The 16,416-nt window shown below is 61.1% G+C and carries 19 protein-coding genes; 9 read left to right on the top strand and 10 right to left on the bottom strand.

Features of this window, described 5'->3' with window-relative positions:
* Positions 1-46: 46 nt before the first annotated feature.
* Positions 47-1,393: an NCS2 family permease gene (locus tag AB9N64_RS08825; protein WP_371360187.1), complete on the bottom strand. Its 1,347-nt coding sequence runs from the start codon at positions 1,391-1,393 to the stop codon at positions 47-49.
* A 290-nt stretch (positions 1,394-1,683) separates the two neighbouring features.
* On the opposite strand from AB9N64_RS08825, the gene AB9N64_RS08820 reads away from it, so the two are divergent.
* On the top strand, positions 1,684-2,286 hold the full coding sequence (locus tag AB9N64_RS08820) for a glutathione S-transferase family protein (RefSeq protein ID WP_014719287.1): 603 nt from the start codon (positions 1,684-1,686) through the stop codon (positions 2,284-2,286).
* A 102-nt stretch (positions 2,287-2,388) separates the two neighbouring features.
* Here the strand turns inward: AB9N64_RS08820 and AB9N64_RS08815 are convergent, their stop codons facing one another.
* Positions 2,389-3,285 (bottom strand): LysR family transcriptional regulator, encoded by an 897-nt coding sequence (locus tag AB9N64_RS08815; protein ID WP_014719286.1) that lies wholly within the window; start codon positions 3,283-3,285, stop codon positions 2,389-2,391.
* 125 nt (positions 3,286-3,410) lie between these two features.
* Between AB9N64_RS08815 and AB9N64_RS08810 the strand changes: the two genes are divergently transcribed.
* The 3 genes from AB9N64_RS08810 to AB9N64_RS08800 are packed head-to-tail and all read left to right on the top strand — an operon-like array spanning position 3,411 to position 6,347.
* Complete coding sequence (locus AB9N64_RS08810) at positions 3,411-4,703, top strand: CitMHS family transporter (protein ID WP_003192804.1); 1,293 nt, start codon at positions 3,411-3,413, stop codon at positions 4,701-4,703.
* 1 nt (position 4,704) lies between these two features.
* Entirely contained in the window at positions 4,705-6,030 is a 1,326-nt protein-coding gene (locus AB9N64_RS08805) for an acyclic terpene utilization AtuA family protein (RefSeq protein ID WP_371360185.1), read from the top strand.
* Positions 6,027-6,347 (top strand): hypothetical protein, encoded by a 321-nt coding sequence (locus AB9N64_RS08800; protein WP_020302240.1) that lies wholly within the window; start codon positions 6,027-6,029, stop codon positions 6,345-6,347. Before AB9N64_RS08805 ends, AB9N64_RS08800 begins: the two co-directional genes overlap by 4 nt.
* A 120-nt stretch (positions 6,348-6,467) precedes the next feature.
* Here AB9N64_RS08800 and AB9N64_RS08795 read toward each other — a convergent pair whose 3' ends face one another.
* The 5 genes from AB9N64_RS08795 to AB9N64_RS08775 all read right to left on the bottom strand — a co-directional run bounded on the left by AB9N64_RS08795 (position 6,468) and on the right by AB9N64_RS08775 (position 9,245).
* Entirely contained in the window at positions 6,468-6,839 is a 372-nt protein-coding gene (locus AB9N64_RS08795) for a glutathione S-transferase N-terminal domain-containing protein (protein ID WP_020302241.1), read from the bottom strand.
* A 101-nt stretch (positions 6,840-6,940) separates the two neighbouring features.
* Positions 6,941-7,486, bottom strand: coding sequence for a GTP cyclohydrolase I FolE (folE, locus tag AB9N64_RS08790; RefSeq protein ID WP_014719282.1), 546 nt, complete (start codon positions 7,484-7,486; stop codon positions 6,941-6,943).
* Positions 7,487-7,564: 78 nt separating this feature from the next.
* Positions 7,565-8,122 carry a Smr/MutS family protein gene (locus AB9N64_RS08785; RefSeq protein ID WP_003192796.1) on the bottom strand — a complete coding sequence of 186 codons (558 nt, stop codon included), beginning with the start codon at positions 8,120-8,122 and terminating at the stop codon, positions 7,565-7,567.
* 75 nt (positions 8,123-8,197) lie between these two features.
* Entirely contained in the window at positions 8,198-8,518 is a 321-nt protein-coding gene (locus tag AB9N64_RS08780) for a hypothetical protein (protein ID WP_014719281.1), read from the bottom strand.
* Positions 8,519-8,654: 136 nt separating this feature from the next.
* A complete protein-coding gene (locus tag AB9N64_RS08775; RefSeq protein ID WP_014719280.1) occupies positions 8,655-9,245 on the bottom strand; it encodes a cysteine hydrolase family protein in 591 nt (196 codons plus the stop codon).
* A gap of 240 nt (positions 9,246-9,485) precedes the next feature.
* Between AB9N64_RS08775 and prmB the strand changes: the two genes are divergently transcribed.
* Positions 9,486-10,394, top strand: a complete 909-nt coding sequence (prmB, locus tag AB9N64_RS08770; protein ID WP_014719279.1) for a 50S ribosomal protein L3 N(5)-glutamine methyltransferase — start codon at positions 9,486-9,488, stop codon at positions 10,392-10,394.
* Positions 10,395-10,522: 128 nt separating this feature from the next.
* Here prmB and AB9N64_RS08765 read toward each other — a convergent pair whose 3' ends face one another.
* Together AB9N64_RS08765 and AB9N64_RS08760 are read right to left on the bottom strand one after the other, a co-directional pair.
* Positions 10,523-11,326, bottom strand: coding sequence for a hypothetical protein (locus AB9N64_RS08765; protein ID WP_019818578.1), 804 nt, complete (start codon positions 11,324-11,326; stop codon positions 10,523-10,525).
* 99 nt (positions 11,327-11,425) lie between these two features.
* A complete protein-coding gene (locus tag AB9N64_RS08760; RefSeq protein WP_019818577.1) occupies positions 11,426-12,388 on the bottom strand; it encodes an alpha/beta hydrolase in 963 nt (320 codons plus the stop codon).
* Between the two features lie 143 nt (positions 12,389-12,531).
* Here AB9N64_RS08760 and aroC point away from each other — a divergent pair, with 143 nt between their 5' ends.
* The 4 genes from aroC (at position 12,532) to AB9N64_RS08740 (ending at position 15,869) form a co-directional block, all read left to right on the top strand.
* The gene (aroC, locus tag AB9N64_RS08755) at positions 12,532-13,623 is read left to right on the top strand and encodes a chorismate synthase (RefSeq protein WP_014719276.1); all 1,092 of its coding nucleotides are present in this window, start codon (positions 12,532-12,534) and stop codon (positions 13,621-13,623) included.
* 76 nt (positions 13,624-13,699) lie between these two features.
* Complete coding sequence (locus tag AB9N64_RS08750) at positions 13,700-14,863, top strand: MFS transporter (RefSeq protein ID WP_102667009.1); 1,164 nt, start codon at positions 13,700-13,702, stop codon at positions 14,861-14,863.
* Complete coding sequence (locus AB9N64_RS08745) at positions 14,860-15,390, top strand: acireductone dioxygenase (protein ID WP_032903740.1); 531 nt, start codon at positions 14,860-14,862, stop codon at positions 15,388-15,390. Before AB9N64_RS08750 ends, AB9N64_RS08745 begins: the two co-directional genes overlap by 4 nt.
* Before the next feature lie 209 nt (positions 15,391-15,599).
* Positions 15,600-15,869, top strand: coding sequence for a response regulator transcription factor (locus AB9N64_RS08740; protein WP_014719273.1), 270 nt, complete (start codon positions 15,600-15,602; stop codon positions 15,867-15,869).
* A 59-nt stretch (positions 15,870-15,928) separates the two neighbouring features.
* On the opposite strand, the gene AB9N64_RS08735 is transcribed toward AB9N64_RS08740, so the two are convergent.
* Positions 15,929-16,207, bottom strand: coding sequence for a DUF3509 domain-containing protein (locus AB9N64_RS08735; protein ID WP_003172952.1), 279 nt, complete (start codon positions 16,205-16,207; stop codon positions 15,929-15,931).
* Between the last annotated feature and the right edge of the window lie 209 nt (positions 16,208-16,416).

Here is a 16,416-nt window from a genome sequence, read left to right as displayed (position 1 = left end):
CAAAAGCCTCACCCGAAGGTGAGGCGGTTTTTCAGCCCTTCCTGAACTACAGAAAGATGAACTTGGCGATAAAGATCGCGCACAGCACCCAAAGGCTGATGGAAATCTCGCGGTGCTTGCCGGTGCCGGCTTTCAACGCCACGTAAGTGATAAAACCCAGGGCGATTCCGTCGGCGACCGAAAACGTCAACGGCATCATGATCGCGGTGACGATTGCAGGAATGCTGTCGGTGGCTTCATCCCAGTTGATATGGGCCATGCTCGCCATCATCAGCATCGCAACGTAAATCAACGCGCCCGCGGTGGCGTAGGCGGGAATCATGCCGGCCAGCGGCGCAAAAAACATCGCCGCCACGAACAATATGCCCACGGTCACCGCGGTCAAACCCGTACGGCCGCCAGCAGCCACACCGGCGGCACTTTCTACATAGCTGGTCACCGGCGGTACACCGACCATGGCGCCGAACACGCTGGACGCACTGTCAGCCTTCAAGGCGCGAGACAGGTTGTCGATCTTGCCATCGGCATTCACAAGTCCTGCGCGTTGCGCAACGCCCATCAGTGTACCGGCAGTGTCGAACATGTGTACAAAAAGAAAGGCAAATACCACGCTTATCATGCTCACATTGAACACACCCATCACGTCCATGGCCATCCAGGTCGGTGCCAGGCTCGGTGGGGTGGCGAGAATGCCGTTGTAGTGCACCAGGCCCAGGCCCCAGCCGGCCAGGGTCACGGCGATGATGCTGATGAGAATTGCGCCGAATACGCGGTGATAACTGAGGATAGCAATCAGCAGGAAGCACACCGCCGCCAGCAACGGCGCGGGCTCATGCAGGGAGCCGAGCTTGATCAGCGTAGCCGGGCTGTCGACAATGATGCCGGCGGTTTTCAGGCCGATCACCCCCAGGAACAAACCCACGCCGGCGCCCATGGCATGGCGCAGGCTGACCGGAATACTGTTGAGCAGCCATTCGCGGATGCGCGACAGCGTCAGGATCATGAACAGCACGCCGGAAATAAACACCGCGCCGAGGGCGGTTTCCCAGGTGTAACCCATGGTGCCGACCACGGTGTAGGTGAAAAACGCGTTCAAGCCCATGCCCGGCGCCAGGCCCACTGGCCAGTTGGCGTACAGGCCCATCAGCAGGCAACCCAGCGCCGCGGCGATGCAGGTGGCGACGAAAGCCGCGCCGTGGTCGATACCGGCATCGGCCATGATATTGGGGTTGACGAAAATGATGTAGGCCATGGTGATAAAGGTGGTGAGGCCGGCGATCAGCTCGGTCTTCACTGTGGTGCCATGCAAGCGCAGTTTGAACAGGCGTTCCAGCCAACCGCCTCGGGGCGCGGCCAGGTCCAACGTAGGGGCTTCGGTTTTACGGCTATCCACAGCGAGTACTCCTCAATCGTTTTATTGTTATGTCCAGCGCCGGTCACATGAGTGGGCGACAGCGCTTTGAGGTACCGGCGGGTTTGTTGACCAAAAGGTCAGGAACTCGCACGAAGCGAATTATGCTTTTGTATACAAATAAAGCAAATAATGTTTTCGATTATCTCGGCGAAAAGGGATGAAAGGCCCAGGCCAAGGGATTTATTCTGCGCAACGCCTTGAAACAAGCCTTCGATACCCGCACCTTGTGGGCGCAAGCATTCGGTCAGCGCGGCGAAAAGGGGAGCCCCATGTACAAGGTTTATGGCGATTACAAGTCGGGCAATTGCTACAAGGTCAAATTGATGCTCAATCTGTTGGGCATCCCGTATGAATGGATCGATATCGATATCCTCAAAGGCGATACCCAGACCCCTGAGTTCCTGGCCAAGAACCCCAATGGCAAGGTCCCGGTATTGGAGCTTGAAGACGGCACCTGCCTGTGGGAGTCCAATGCGATTCTCAACTTCCTCGCCGATGGCAGTGAATTCCTGCCGACCGAACCGCGCCTGCGTACCCAGGTATTGCAGTGGCAGTTTTTCGAGCAGTACAGCCATGAGCCTTACATTGCGGTGGCGCGGTTTATTCAGTTCTACCTGAACATGCCCGAGGATCGGCTGGAAGAATACAAGACCACCCACAAAGGCGGTTACAAGGCCTTGAGAGTGATGGAGCGTCAGCTTCAAGCCACGCCTTATTTAGTGGGCGAGCAGTTTTCCATTGCCGATATTGCGTTGTATGCCTACACCCATGTGGCCCATGAAGGCGGCTTTGACCTAGCGCCGTATCCGGCGGTGCAGGCGTGGTTGCAGCGCGTGGCCAGTCATCCCAAGTACGTGGCGATGCTCGACTGACTCCCTCGGTCCAATGTGGGAGCTGGCTTGCCTGCGAGAGCGTCACCCTGGCGCCCCGGCTAAACCGAGGTGTCTGCATCGCAGGCAAGCCAGCTCCCACATTTAGCGCGGCGGCGTGTCAGGCAGTGCTTTGTTGAGCAGTTCAAAGCAGCGCTGCGCCGCCGGGCTCAAGCCCATCCCGCTACGGCTGATCAACCCGATCTCTCGATTCACCCCGGGATGATCGATGCTGATCCGCTTCAAACCTTCCAGGCTATCGGCCGCTGACTCCGGCAACACACTGATGCCCAGGCCCTGGCGCACCAAGGCCAATACGGTCGACATGTAGTTGGCCTCCATGCCGGCGTTCAGCGTCAGCCGTGTCTCATCGAACAGCGTGTCCACTTGCTCGCGCACACTGCTGTCGCGGCCGGTCAGGATGATCGGCTGGTCCGCCAATTGTTCCAGAGTCAGTTGGCGATGGCGGGCGAGCGCATGGCCCGATGGCACAAATGCGCACAGCCGATCATTGAGCACCGGCACGAAGTCCAGCCCGTGGCTCAGGCGGGCGCGCACGCCGATGCCGAAATCCACTTCGCCGTTGCGAACCTTTGCATGAATGCGCTGGGCCACCAGGTCATGCAGGCGCACTTCGATGCCGGCGAAGCGTTGGCGAAACAGGCGCAAGGCCGGGGGCAGAGCGCCTGCGCAGACTGAGGGCAGGGCGGCAATGGTCACCACGCCGCGGCGCAAGGCGGCGAGGTCGCGGGAGCCGGTGACGATGTTGTCCAGGTCCAGCAGCAGTTTTTCCATGGGCCCGCGCGCCTCCTGGCCCGCAGCGGTAATGCTCACGTGGCGCGGGCTGCGGTCGAGCAGGGCGACGCCGAGCCAGTCTTCCAGTTGTTGCACCTGCACGGTGAGGGCCGACGGCGACAGATGCAGTTCGTTGGCCGCCTTGGTGAAGCTGCCTGTGCGGGCAACCGCAAGGAAAGCTTGAATGTGCTGGATGCTGTTTTTCATGCGCGTCGCTTCATTTTGTTTTTCCGAACGCTGGTGGCTGAATATTGCAATTTACAAAGCCTAGCGTGATTCCAATACTCCAGGGAAAACAATAACCGGCCAACCAGGCCGCCCTGGAGTAACCCATGCTCGCAACCCTGGGTGTCATCACCATCCTGTGCCTGCTCGCTGCCGTCATGAGCAAGCGCCTCTCGCCGCTGGTGGCCTTGATCGCCTTGCCGATCATTGCCGCGCTGATCGGTGGATTTGGCCTGCAAACCAGCGCCTTCATCATTACCGGTATCAAGAACGTCGCCCCTGTGGTGGGCATGTTTGTGTTCGCGATCCTGTTTTTCGGGATCATGACCGACGCGGGCATGCTCGATCCCATCATTGATCGCATCCTGCGCACGGTCGGGACGCGTCCTACACGAATTGTGGTGGGTACTGCGACCCTGGCGTTGCTGGTACACCTGGACGGCTCTGGCGCTGTGACTTTCTTGGTGACGGTGCCGGCGATGCTGCCGCTGTATACGCGCCTCGGCATTGATAAACGCATCCTCGCCTGCGTATGTGCGATGGCCGCCGGGGTCAACTTCCTGCCCTGGACCGGCCCGGTGCTGCGTTCGTCGGCGGCCTTGCATGTGCCGGTGGCCGACCTGTTCCAACCATTGATCCCGGTTCAGATCGTCGGGCTGATCTTTGTCTTCGCCTGCGCCTGGTGGCTGGGCCATCGCGAAGAAAAGCGCCTCGGCCTGGGCGCCGGTTCCAGCGTGGAGGCGGTGCCGCAACGAGTGCTCAGCGATGACGACATCACGCTGCGTCGTCCACGGTTGTTCTGGGTCAACCTGATGCTGACCGTGCTGGTGATGGTGGTGATGATCGCCGGCTGGGTGGACCCGGTGGTAATGTTCATGCTCGGCACCGTGGTTGCGTTGTGCATCAACTATCCCAACGTGGACGCCCAGCGTGCGCGCATCGACGCCCATGCGAAAACCGCCCTGACCATGGCCAGTATCCTGCTCGCCGCCGGGGTATTTACCGGCATCATGCAAGGCACCGGCATGCTCAAGGCCATCGCCGAAGTGGCGGTGGCGCAGATCCCGGCGGGCCACGGCAAGTTGATCCCGGCCGTCGTGGGCTTCTTGTCCATGCCCCTGAGCATGTTGTTTGACCCCGATTCCTACTATTTCGGCGTGATGCCGGTGATCGCCGAAGTCGGCAAGGCCCTGGGCGTCGACCCGCTTCAGGTGGCCCAGGCTTCGCTGCTGGGCGTGCACACCACCGGCTTCCCGGTCAGCCCGCTGACGCCTGCGACCTTCCTGCTGGTGGGCCTGTGCAAGATCGAGTTGGCCGATCACCAGCGCTTCACCATTCCTTTCCTGTTTGCCGCCTCGGTGTTGATGACCTTGACGGCGTTGCTCCTGGGAGTGATTTGAGATGAACACCTTGCGCATCGGCTCCGGCGCCGGCTACTCCGGCGACCGTATAGAACCTGCGGTGGAACTGGCCGAACACGGCGACCTGGATTACCTGGTCTTCGAATGCCTGGCCGAACGCACCATCGCCCTGGCGCAACAGGCGCGCATCAGCGACCCGCAGGGCGGTTATGACCCGCTGCTGGCTGAGCGCATGCGCCGTGTCTTGCCCTTTGTGGCGCAGCGGGCGGGGCGTCGACGCCTGCGGGTGATCACCAACATGGGGGCGGCAAACCCGTTGGCGGCGGCCGGGGAAGTGCGGCGCATTGCCGGCGAGCTGGGCCTGGGCCTCAAGGTTGTGGCGGTGGTCGGGGATGACGTGCTGCATACCTTGTCTGCCGAGCAGTTGCTGGATAATGGCCAGACCGTAGGCGCATTGGGCGAGCGGCTGATTTCCGCGAATGCCTACTTGGGTGTGGAGGGCATTCTTAACGCGTTGCACGCCGACGCCGATGTGGTGATCACCGGGCGCGTGGCCGACCCTTCGCTGTTCCTGGCGCCGCAGATGTTCGAGTTCGGCTGGGCCTTCGATGATTGGCCGCGACTGGGCCGGGGCACGTTGGTGGGGCATTTGCTCGAGTGCGCGGGGCAGGTCAGTGGCGGTTATTTCGTCGATCCAGGCTTCAAGGATGTGGAGGATCTGGCGCGCCTGGGCTTTCCCCTGGCCGAGGTCGACGCCGACGGCAATGCAGTGATCACCAAGGTGGCAGGCTCCGGTGGGCGGGTCAGCCGCGCGACCTGCGCCGAACAACTGATTTATGAAGTTCACGACCCGGCAGCCTACTTGACCCCGGATGTGACGGCCGACTTTTCCCAGGTCGGGTTTGTCGAGGAGGGCGTGGACCGGGTGCGTGCCCAAGGAGCCAGCGGGCGTGCCCGGCCTGAACAGCTGAAGGTCAGCGTCGGTTATCTGGACGGTTGGATTGGTGAAGGGCAGATGTCTTACGGCGGTCCCGGTGCTGTCGCACGGGCTGAGTTGGCGCGGGAAGTGGTGCTCAAACGTCTGGCGTTGATCGGCGTCAACATGCAGGACCTGCGCGCCGAGTTGATCGGCATGGACTCATTGCACGGCCTGCGCAGCAGCGTCGAGCCTTGGGAAGTGCGCCTTCGGGTCGCTGCCCGGTGTGACGAGCGCGGCGACGCCGTGCGGATCGGCAATGAAGTGGAGACCCTCTACACCAACGGCCCGGCCGGCGGCGGTGGGGCGAGCAAGAGCGTGCGTCAGGTGGTGGCGGTGGCGTCGTTGCTGTTGTCCCGTGAAGCGGTCAAACCGAGGATTGAAGAATGAAACTGCACAGGCTGGCCCATTCCCGCACCGGGGATAAGGGCGACACGTCGAACATCTCGATCATTGCCTATCGCGCCGAGGATTATCCGTTGCTGTGTGAACAGCTGACGGCTGAGCGCGTGGCCGAGTTCTTTGCCGATTTACGCGATCCCGATGCGGCACCGGTTCAGCGTCATGAGTTGCCGAACGTGCAGGCGCTGAACTTCGTCCTGCCGGGAATCCTGCGCGGCGGCGTAACCCGCTCGCTGGCCCTGGACGCCCACGGCAAGTGCCTGGGTTCGGCATTGCTGGATCTCGACCTGACAATACCGACTTAATAGCACCGCAGCGCAAATGTGGGAGCTGGCTTGCCTGCGATGCGGGCACCGCGGTGCAGCAGATGTACGGCGGTGATGCAATCGCAGGCAAGCCAGCTCCCACATTGACCGCCGTGGGCTTCAGATCGCAGCGAAGCGCTTGTCCAGGTAGTCAATGATGACCTTGGAGTCATACATCCAGGTGGTCTGGCCGTTCTCTTCGATGCGCAGGCACGGCACTTTGATCTTGCCGCCTTGCTCCAGCAGGGTCTGGCGGTCCTGCTCGTTGTTCTTCGCGTCCTTGAGCGCCACCGGCACATTCAGGCGGTGCAGGGTGCGACGGGTCTTCACGCAGAACGGGCAGGCGTGGAACTGATACAGGGTCAGGTCCTTGGCTGCAGCATTGACCTTGGCCTGTTGCTCCGCCGGGCGTTGTTTTTTACGTGGGCGGGTAAGAAAGTCGCCCGCGATGATGACGTGGCCGAGGCCCACTCGAAGTGCTTTGACGAACATGGCTGAAACCTCTTGCCCATGACTGAGGGGGCGCAGCTTACCTGATTTCTGCAGGCGAAAAAAAACCGGCGATGAACGCCGGTTTTTTCCTGCCTGGCCGGTTACTTGATCAGGCTGAGAAATTCGCTGCGGGTGGCCGCGTTCTCGCGGAACTCACCCAGCATCACCGAGGTGATCATCGACGAATTCTGTTTCTCGACACCGCGCATCATCATGCACATGTGCTTGGCCTCGATCACCACGGCCACGCCCAGGGCGCCTGTGACTTCCAACACGGCGTCGGCGATCTGGCGGCTGAGGTTTTCCTGGATCTGCAGGCGGCGCGCATACATGTCGACAATACGCGCGACCTTCGACAGGCCCAGCACTTTGCCGCTCGGGATATAGGCCACGTGGGCCTTGCCGATAAACGGCAGCAGGTGATGCTCGCACAACGAGTACAGCTCGATGTCCTTGACCAGCACCATTTCGCTGTTGTCAGAGCTGAACAAGGCACCGTTGGTGACTTCTTCGAGTGTCTGTTCATAACCGCGGCAGAGGTACTGCATTGCCTTGGCGGCACGCTTTGGCGTGTCGAGCAGGCCCTCGCGGGACACGTCCTCGCCGAGTTGGCCGAGGATCGCGGTGTAATTCTGTTCCAGGGACATGAAACTACCTGTGGGATTTTCGCAAAGCGCAAGGTTACGGTGGCGGACACATCGCTGCAAGCCTGACGATGGCACTTGTTACTCGTCGCGCCCTTCCATCATGGTGCGCTTGAGCATCACATACACCGCGCCGGCGCCGCCGTGACGAGCCTGGCAGGAGGTAAAGCCGAGCACCTGGGCATGCTGGCGCAGCCAGGTATTGACGTGGCTTTTGATCATCGGCCGCTTGCCGTCCAACCGCACCGCCTTGCCGTGGGTGACGCGCACGCAGCGGATTTCGAATTTGGTCGCTTCGGCCAGGAAGGCCCAGAGGGTTTCCCGGGCTTTTTCCACGGTCATGCCGTGCAGGTCGAGGCTGCCTTCGAACGGGATCTGGCCAGCCTTGAGCTTGCGCATCTGGCTTTCCTGCACGCCGTCGCGGGCCCACATCAGTTCATCTTCGGGGCCGACGTCGATCACGAACTGGTCAGACAGGCCATCCACGGTGGTGGCATCGGTGCGCACGGTCGCGGCCTGGCGCAGCTTGGCGATCTGCGCCCGGTCAGTCTTGGGTTTGCCGGTGTCGGCGCGGTCGTGCTTGATCGGCTTGACGCCGCGCAGCTCGTTTTTGAACAGGGAAAAATCGTCGTCTTGCATGTCAGCCTCCGCGAAGGGCGGGCAGTTTACCTAAATCGCGGCGGCCAGGGCGCAGGAAACGCTATCCAAGCGCCATCAGTCGTGCTTTTTCATCAGGTGAGAGGCGATATTCAACGACAGCGGCTGGCGCATTTTCCGACGGCTGCGACGCCATAGCCACACGCCCAACCACAGCACCAGCAAGCCGATCCCCAGCAGAAGTGCCGAGCCGCCCGGGCTGGCATTCAGTTCGCCCAGGGCGGGCGAATGCCCAAACAGGCCGGCGCCACCAGCGCCCGCCAACAACAAGCCTACTATCGCCAGCAACGCGGCCATGCACGCTACCAGGCGCAGACGCCAATTGCTCGGGCCCTTGGGGCGCAAGCGACGAGCATCAAAACCATCGGATATCTTCATTCCGACCTTTCCTCCAGGGTATCGGCCCTTCGACCGGAAGATACACAGGTTGTTCCGGGGGGAGAGGTAAATGCGCCAAATGAAAGGGCTTTGCGGATGAGCGGAGCAATAAACACGCCGCTCACCGCCAGCAGGATCAGATCAAGTCTTTGGCCAGCGCCAGGGTGGCGAAGTTGTCTGCCATGATGGCCATTTCGGTTTGCTGCACATGCTCGGCGCTCAGGATACCGCCCTTGTAGGGCAGGTCGCGGGTGGCGCAGGCGTCTTCCACCAGCGTGCAGCGAAAGCCCAGGTTCTTGGCCGCGCGCACGGTGGTGCTGACGCTGGAGTGGCTCATGAAACCGCAGACGATCAGGTCGAGGGAGCCGAGGTCTTGCAGGTGCTTTTCCAGGCCGGTGCCATGGAAGGCGCTGGGCAGCAGTTTGCCGATGATGGTTTCGTCACCCTCAGGCTCAAGGCCCGGAATGAATTCGCCGCGCTCGCCCTGGGGGTCAAACAGGCCGCCCACGGTACCCAGGTGGCGCACATGCACAATCGGGCGCCCGGCACTGCGCGCTGCGGTCACAAGCTGCTTGATGTTCTCTACCGCCGCGTCCATGCCCGAGAGGGCGAGCGGGCCGCTGAGGTATTCTTTCTGGGCGTCGATGATCACCAGGGTCGCATGATTGAGGTTGGCTGCTGCGTAACCGCGACCGCTGAGTTGAAACATCGTCTTTGGAACGGACATTCTGGGGCTCCTGTGAGTGGGGCTTTTGCGACATTGTCCACTGGCTGAGCGCTTCTGTGAATCGCTACTATCGTAAGGTACGCCGTTGCTGGCGTGCAGCCATGTCAAGAGGCAGGCCTGTTTAACACAATGCGGGCAAATTGGATGAAATCCGACGTACGGCGCCAGGTTTTTCGTACATCGTCGGTACAGGTGAAGGCTGTTAGAATCGCCAGTCGTTTTTTCCAGGAGCTTGCCCCCGTGATCACTTCCCGCCTGCGCACCTTGCGCGACCATATCCGTTGGGCTGTCAGCCGTTTCCATGGGGAAGAGCTGTTTTTTGGCCATGGCACCGACAATGCCTGGGACGAAGCCCGACAGTTGGTGCTGGGCGCCTTGCACCTGCCGTGGGAAATCGCCGACAGCTATTTGGATTGCAACCTGGAAGAAGAGGAAATCTCCCACGTGCAGCGCTTGCTGCATCGCCGTATCCATGAGCGAGTGCCGACGGCCTACCTGTTGAACGAAGCCTGGTTTTGCGGCATGTCGTTTATCGTCGATGAGCGCGTATTGATCCCGCGTTCACCCATAGGCGAGCTGATTGAAGACCGCTTCGAACCCTGGCTGGCCCAGCCGCCGGCACGCATCCTCGACCTGTGCACCGGCTCCGGTTGCATCGGCATCGCCTGTGCCTATGAGTTCCCCGAGGCCGAAGTGGTGCTGGGAGACTTGTCCTTCGAAGCCCTGGAAGTGGCGAACCAGAACATCGAGCGCCATGGCGTCGACGAGCGCGTCTACACCGTGCAGGGCGATGGTTTTGACGGGTTACCCGGCCAGCGTTTCGACCTCATCGTGTCGAACCCGCCCTACGTGGATGCCGAAGATTTCGCCGACATGCCCGATGAATACCAGCACGAACCGGAACTGGGCCTGGCCTGCGGTGAAGACGGCCTGAACCTGGTACGCCGGATGCTGGCCGAAGCGGCGGACCACCTGACCGAGAAGGGCTTGCTGATTGTCGAAGTGGGCAACAGCCAGGTGCATGTCGAGGCGCTGTACCCGGAAGTGGACTTCGCCTGGCTGGACTTCAAGCGCGGTGGGCATGGGGTGTTTATGTTGACGGCTGAGCAGTGCCGCCAACACCAGGCCGTTTTCGCTGCCCGGATATAACTGCAGAAACTCGGTCAATGTGGGAGCTGGCTTGCCTGCGATAGCGGTGGGTCAGCTTGCACTTGTGCTACTGATACATCGCTATCGCAGGCAAGCCAGCTCCCCCATTTTGATTGCATTTCAATCTATCAGCGGTGCGTGGCAATCCAGATCAACAACCCCGCCTGGAACACCGTAAACGCCACCAGACAAGTGATGGTAAAGCGCAGCCCGCTGTCCTCACGCTTGAACTTGGTGACTTTCTCCTCTTCCTTGCGCAGCTTCACTTCCTGCTCCGCCAGGTTCTGCTCGGCCTGTTGCAGCATCTGTGCGGCTTCAAGGATCTCCACGAACTGCACTTTCTCGGTGTTCCAGCTGTCCAGCACCTCGCTGACCTTGCCGGGCTGCACATTGCCTTTGAGGTGCTGCACATCGGCGTAGGCCACATCGAAACCCTGGATACGCAGGAAATGATCGCGGCGCAGGCGCGTGGCTTCGTTGAGGGCGTCCTTGTTGGCCAGGTCCACGCCGTCGACGCGGTAGTGGGACCACTTCTTCTTCGCCCAGGCGGCGCCTTGAGCCACCAGGAAACGCCCGATACCGCGGTTGGCCGGCTCGATTTCCAGGCTGTTGCCGGGCCCGAAGTGCACGCGGTGTTTATCGTGATCGACCCAGATATCCAGGTGGTTCTGCTCGCGCCGTACTCGCTGGCCCGGTAACTGGATGACCATGCGCAACAGGCTGTGGTGTTTATCATGGCGTTCGGCATAGCCGAACTGCACAAAGCGCAACGGCCGTGCGCCGGTCGCGCGGTCGGTGGCCAGCGGGGCCAGGCGCAGCATCTTGAAATGTTCGGCGTGAACGTCGGCCCACGGCAGGGCCGCTGCGGCGCCAGCTTCGGTTGCGGCCGGGGTCTCGGCGGTCGATTCGGGTGTTGTTTCGGTGGTTGTCATGCGGCGCGATCCTGTCCAAGCCCTGCGAGCCGACAGTCTTTTTACTGTCGACTCTGGACTTATCGGCCGTTTTTCCCAGGACTGGAGGCCAATTGCCGCTTAACGGGGTTGAAGTCCTTCGATAAAGCTGACGATACGTTGGCCCAGCTCCGCAGCCAGCGGCAGTTTCGGGTCGTTGTAGGAGGCCAGTTGCTGCTTCACGTTATTGGGCACGATGCGCATCACGTGGTTCATGCCTTCGATCACCGTCAACTGCGCGTCGGGCTTGGCCTGCTTCAGTTGCCGGGCATCACCTACGCCAACCTGGATATCGTTGGTGCCTTGGATAATCAGCGCCGGCATGTCCAAGCGCGCAAAGGCGGCCGACGGATCGGCGCGGAACAGGCTGATCAGATACGGCTGCACGCTGGGTCGGAAAATGCCCTCCAATGGGCGCGGCACGTCGGCGTCCACCTGGCCGGCCTTGAGGTGATCGAGTATTTCATTGCTGCGCAGCAGCAGGGCAGGGGGCAAGTGATCGGCCAGTTGCTGACGGATCACCTGGTCCACCGGGCGGGCGCTGCCAGACAAGGAAATGACCCCGGCCGGTTCAAGTTGCGGCGCGGCGAGGGCGGCGACCAGCGCGCCCTCGCTGTGGCCCAGCACAATCAGCGGGCCCATGCGCTTGTCGGCCTTGAGTAACTTGCCCCAGGCCACGGCGTCGGCCACATACGCCTCCAGGGTCAGGTTGCGCTCATCCGGCGTGGCCGCCAGGCTTGCAGCCACGCCGCGCTTGTCGTAGCGCACGCTGGCGATGTTATGCCGGGCCAGTACCCAGGCCAGGCGCTTGAGGCTGTCGTTGCGCGCGCCGTCGGCGCTGTTGCCGTTGCGGTCGGTGGGGCCGGAGCCGGCGATGATCAGCACCACCGGCACCGGTTTATCCGATTGCGGCAACAGCAGCGAGCCAAAGAGTTGGCCGCTGCCGGTGTCCAGGCTGATCGGGCGTTGCAAGACGACAGGGGAGGCGGCCTGGGCCACGGCGGTGAACAGGGTGAGGGTGAACAGCAGAACTCGCAGCATCATAGCGCCATCATTGGAGAGGTGCCGGTTGGACCAACGTCTACCGGTAAGGTTTCGAGGATGAACTAGTCGGTTAGCCTGCGTATACTGGCCGCCTTAAGTTATTACGGTTGACTTGATTCAACTGATTTCACGGAGCGCCCTGCATGTCCGGCAATACCTTCGGCAAGCTGTTCACTGTCACCACCGCGGGCGAAAGCCATGGCCCGGCGTTGGTCGCCATTGTCGACGGCTGCCCGCCAGGCCTGGAGCTGAGCCTGGACGACCTGCAGCGTGATCTCGACCGCCGCAAGCCCGGCACCAGCCGCCACACCACCCAGCGCCAGGAGCCGGACGAAGTCGAAATCCTTTCCGGGGTGTTCGAGGGCCGCACCACCGGCTGCGCCATTGGCCTGTTGATCCGCAACACCGACCAGAAGTCCAAGGACTACTCGGCGATCAAGGACCTGTTCCGCCCGGCCCATGCCGACTACACCTACCACCATAAATACGGCGAGCGCGACTACCGTGGCGGTGGCCGCAGTTCGGCGCGTGAAACCGCCATGCGCGTGGCCGCCGGCGCCATCGCCAAGAAATACCTGGCCACCCAGGGCATCGTCATCCGTGGCTACATGAGCCAGTTGGGGCCGATTGAAATCCCGTTCAAGACCTGGGACAGCGTCGAAGACAACGCCTTCTTCTGCCCCGATCCGGACAAGGTGCCGGAACTGGAAGCCTACATGGACCAGTTGCGCCGCGACCAGGACTCGGTCGGCGCGAAGATCACCGTGGTGGCCGAAGGCGTGAAGCCGGGCCTGGGCGAGCCGATCTTTGATCGCCTCGACGCCGAACTGGCCCATGCGCTGATGAGCATCAACGCGGTGAAAGGTGTGGAAATCGGCGCCGGCTTCGCCTGCGTATCCCAGCGCGGTACCGAGCATCGCGATGAGATGACCCCTGAAGGTTTCCTCAGCAACAACGCGGGCGGCATCCTCGGCGGTATTTCTTCCGGCCAGCCGATCGTGGCGCACCTGGCGCTCAAGGCCACGTCGAGCATTACCACGCCTGGCCGTTCGATCGATGTGCACGGCAACCCGGTGGACGTGATCACCAAAGGCCGCCACGACCCGTGCGTCGGCATCCGCGCCACACCGATTGCCGAAGCCATGATGGCCATCGTGCTGATGGACCACCTGCTGCGCAACCGCGGGCAGAATGCCGATGTGCGCGTGAGTACCCCGGTACTGGGCCAACTGTGATCGCCTGGGGCAATGAGCGCGCTTATTGTGGTGAGCGAGCTTGCTCGCGCTGGGCTGCAAAGCAGCCCTGAATAAAATGAACCCAGCCCTCCCATACTGGCGCCTCTCCAGCTTCTACCTGTTCTATTTCGCCCTGCTGGGGGCGACAGCGCCGTTCCTGGCGCTGTACTTCGATCACCTCGGTTTCTCCAGCGCGCGCATCGGCGAACTGGTGGCCATTCCCATGCTGATGCGCTGCGTGGCCCCCAACCTGTGGGGCTGGATCGGCGACTACACCGGCCGGCGCCTGGCCATTGTGCGATTCGGCGCGGTGTGCACCCTGGCCAGCTTCTGCCTGATTTTTGTCAGCAAGACCTACGCCTGGCTGGCGATGGTCATGGCCCTGCACGCGTTCTTCTGGCACGCGGTGCTGCCGCAGTTTGAAGTCATCACCCTGGCCCACCTGCACAAGCAAACCTCGCGCTACAGCCAGATCCGTCTGTGGGGCTCCATTGGTTTTATCCTCACCGTGGTGATCATGGGGCGCCTGTTCGATTGGCTGAGCCTGGATATCTACCCGGTGGTGGTCGTGGTGATCATGGCCGGCATCATCGGCGCCAGCCTTTGGGTACCGAACGCGCAGCCGGCCAGCCACGGCCACCGCCTGGCCGGCGATGGCTTTCTCAAGCAATTGCGCAGCCCCGGCGTGCTGGCGTTTTATGCCTGCGTGGCGCTGATGCAAATGAGCCATGGCCCGTATTACACCTTCCTCACCCTGCACCTGGAGCATTTGGGCTACAGCCGCGGCGTAATCGGCCTACTGTGGGCGCTGGGGGTGGTGGCGGAAGTGCTGATGTTCCTGGCCATGAGCCGTATTCTTGCGCGCTTTTCGGTGCGCCGGGTGCTGCTCGCCAGTTTCCTGCTGGCCGCGCTGCGCTGGTGGCTGCTGGGTTCATTTGCCGAAGTTTTCTGGCTGCTGCTGGTGGCGCAGTTGATGCACGCCGCCACGTTCGGCAGCTTTCACGCGGCGGCAATTGCCTTTGTGCAACGCAGCTTCGGTGACCGCCAGCAAGGCCAGGGTCAGGCCCTTTATGCCGCGCTGGCCGGCACCGGCGGCGCGCTCGGCGCCCTCTATTCCGGTTACAGCTGGAACCTGCTGGGGCCCACCTTCACGTTCAGTATCGCCAGCCTCGCGGCCCTGGCCGCCGCCATTATCATTGGCCTTCGATTGCAAGAGCCGAACCAAGGAACCGTGCAATGAGCTATGTAGCCGTCTACTCCATCGCCTCCCCGGACACCCCGAACAAAGTGTTGACCCATGCCGACGACATCCAGTCGACCCTGGCCGAGCACGGCGTGCGTTTTGAGCGCTGGCAGCCCAGCCCGATAGAAAAGGGCGCCACTGATGCTGAAATGATTGCAGCCTACCAGGCTCAGATCGAAGCCCTCGGCTACGCCGCTGTGGAAGTGGTCAGCGTGACCCAAGACCATCCGCAGAAGGACGTGGTACGTGCGCAGTTCCTGGGCGAACGTACCTACAGTGAAGACGAGGTGCGTTTCTTCATCGCAGGCCAGGGGCTGTTTACGCTGCACATAGGCGACTATGTGTACAGCTTGCGCTGTGAGAAGAATGACTTGCTGATCATCCCGGCCGGTGTGCCGCACTGGTTCGACATGGGCGAGAACCCGCACTGTGTGACACTGCGTTTGTTCAACACGGCCCAAGGCGTTGTGCCCTCGTTGACCTGTGATGCGATTGCCACTCGCTTTCCAGGACTGGATGACTAAGCGTAGATAACTGAATGTTCAACCCTGGGAAGTTGGAAGTTGCTGTGGGAAGAAACTTAATTATTTGTAGGGTAAAGCTGTTTGTTCTCTGCCGTGCGCTTTGATTCCACTCGTTATGTAACTCTCTGTTCAGCGTAAATGTTTATGCCATCTGTCAATAGGAGGAATCCGAAAGATGGCAGCGCATCAGCAGATATAAGGAGAGAACAATGAGTGGCCCCGAGGAGACGTATCGCCCGTCGGTTATTGTGCCCACGGCTATCAGAAAACGCCGGAGCTTGTCCGGCAAGCCCCTGACTCCCACGGAGCTGGAAATCCTGCGATGGGCCTCCGAGGGCAAGACTGTCTGGGAAATCAGCCAGATTCGCGCCACCTCTGAAGCCACGGTGAAATTTCATCTGCGCAACATCTACGGCAAGTTGGATGTCACCAACCGTGTGCAGGCAAAGAATGAGGCGGTTCGGCAGGGCTTATGTTAATGGCATGAAAAAGGGCCGCGACGCTGAGTAGCGTCGCGGCCCTTTTTCAGAGGTGTAGATTAGGCCGAGTGATAGGTCGGCAGCGCAAAGCGGTTCTGGCTTTGCAACATCGAAATCTGCGGCAGTTCGCTGGCTTGTTCGGCCAGGTCACGGCGAATGGCGCTAATCACCCAAGTCAGTTGGTCGGCAGTGTGCAGCTGCTGATAAGAGATCGAGCGCTTGACCTGCTTACCTTCGCTGTTGCGCAGGGTCAACAGGATACCGCCGTCCGGACGTGGCTGGGTGGTGACGTCGTAGTTGGAGAATACTGAAGCGAATTTATCTTGGATCAGGCTCATGTCTATCAGCTCCATTGGCTCAAGTTGGCAAGCATGGAGTGATAGGTGCAGTGATTGTGCCAGTATTGGATATTCTAAAAAATCGTTATAAATCAGCAAGTTATAAATTTATAGGATTTTCGTTTTCGTGCAATTTGCATGAAGGGCCATCGTGCATCCTGCATTTTGCGCTATCTGCCCGGTGATTTTTCCGGCAGGAAGGGGGAGGG

The organism is Pseudomonas sp. KT_2_4 (assembly GCF_041410225.1).
Taxonomy (GTDB): Bacteria; Pseudomonadota; Gammaproteobacteria; order Pseudomonadales; family Pseudomonadaceae; genus Aquipseudomonas; species Aquipseudomonas paracarnis.
The sequence above is the reverse complement of the archived record's forward strand: the minus strand, read 5'-3'. Positions and strand labels throughout refer to the sequence as shown.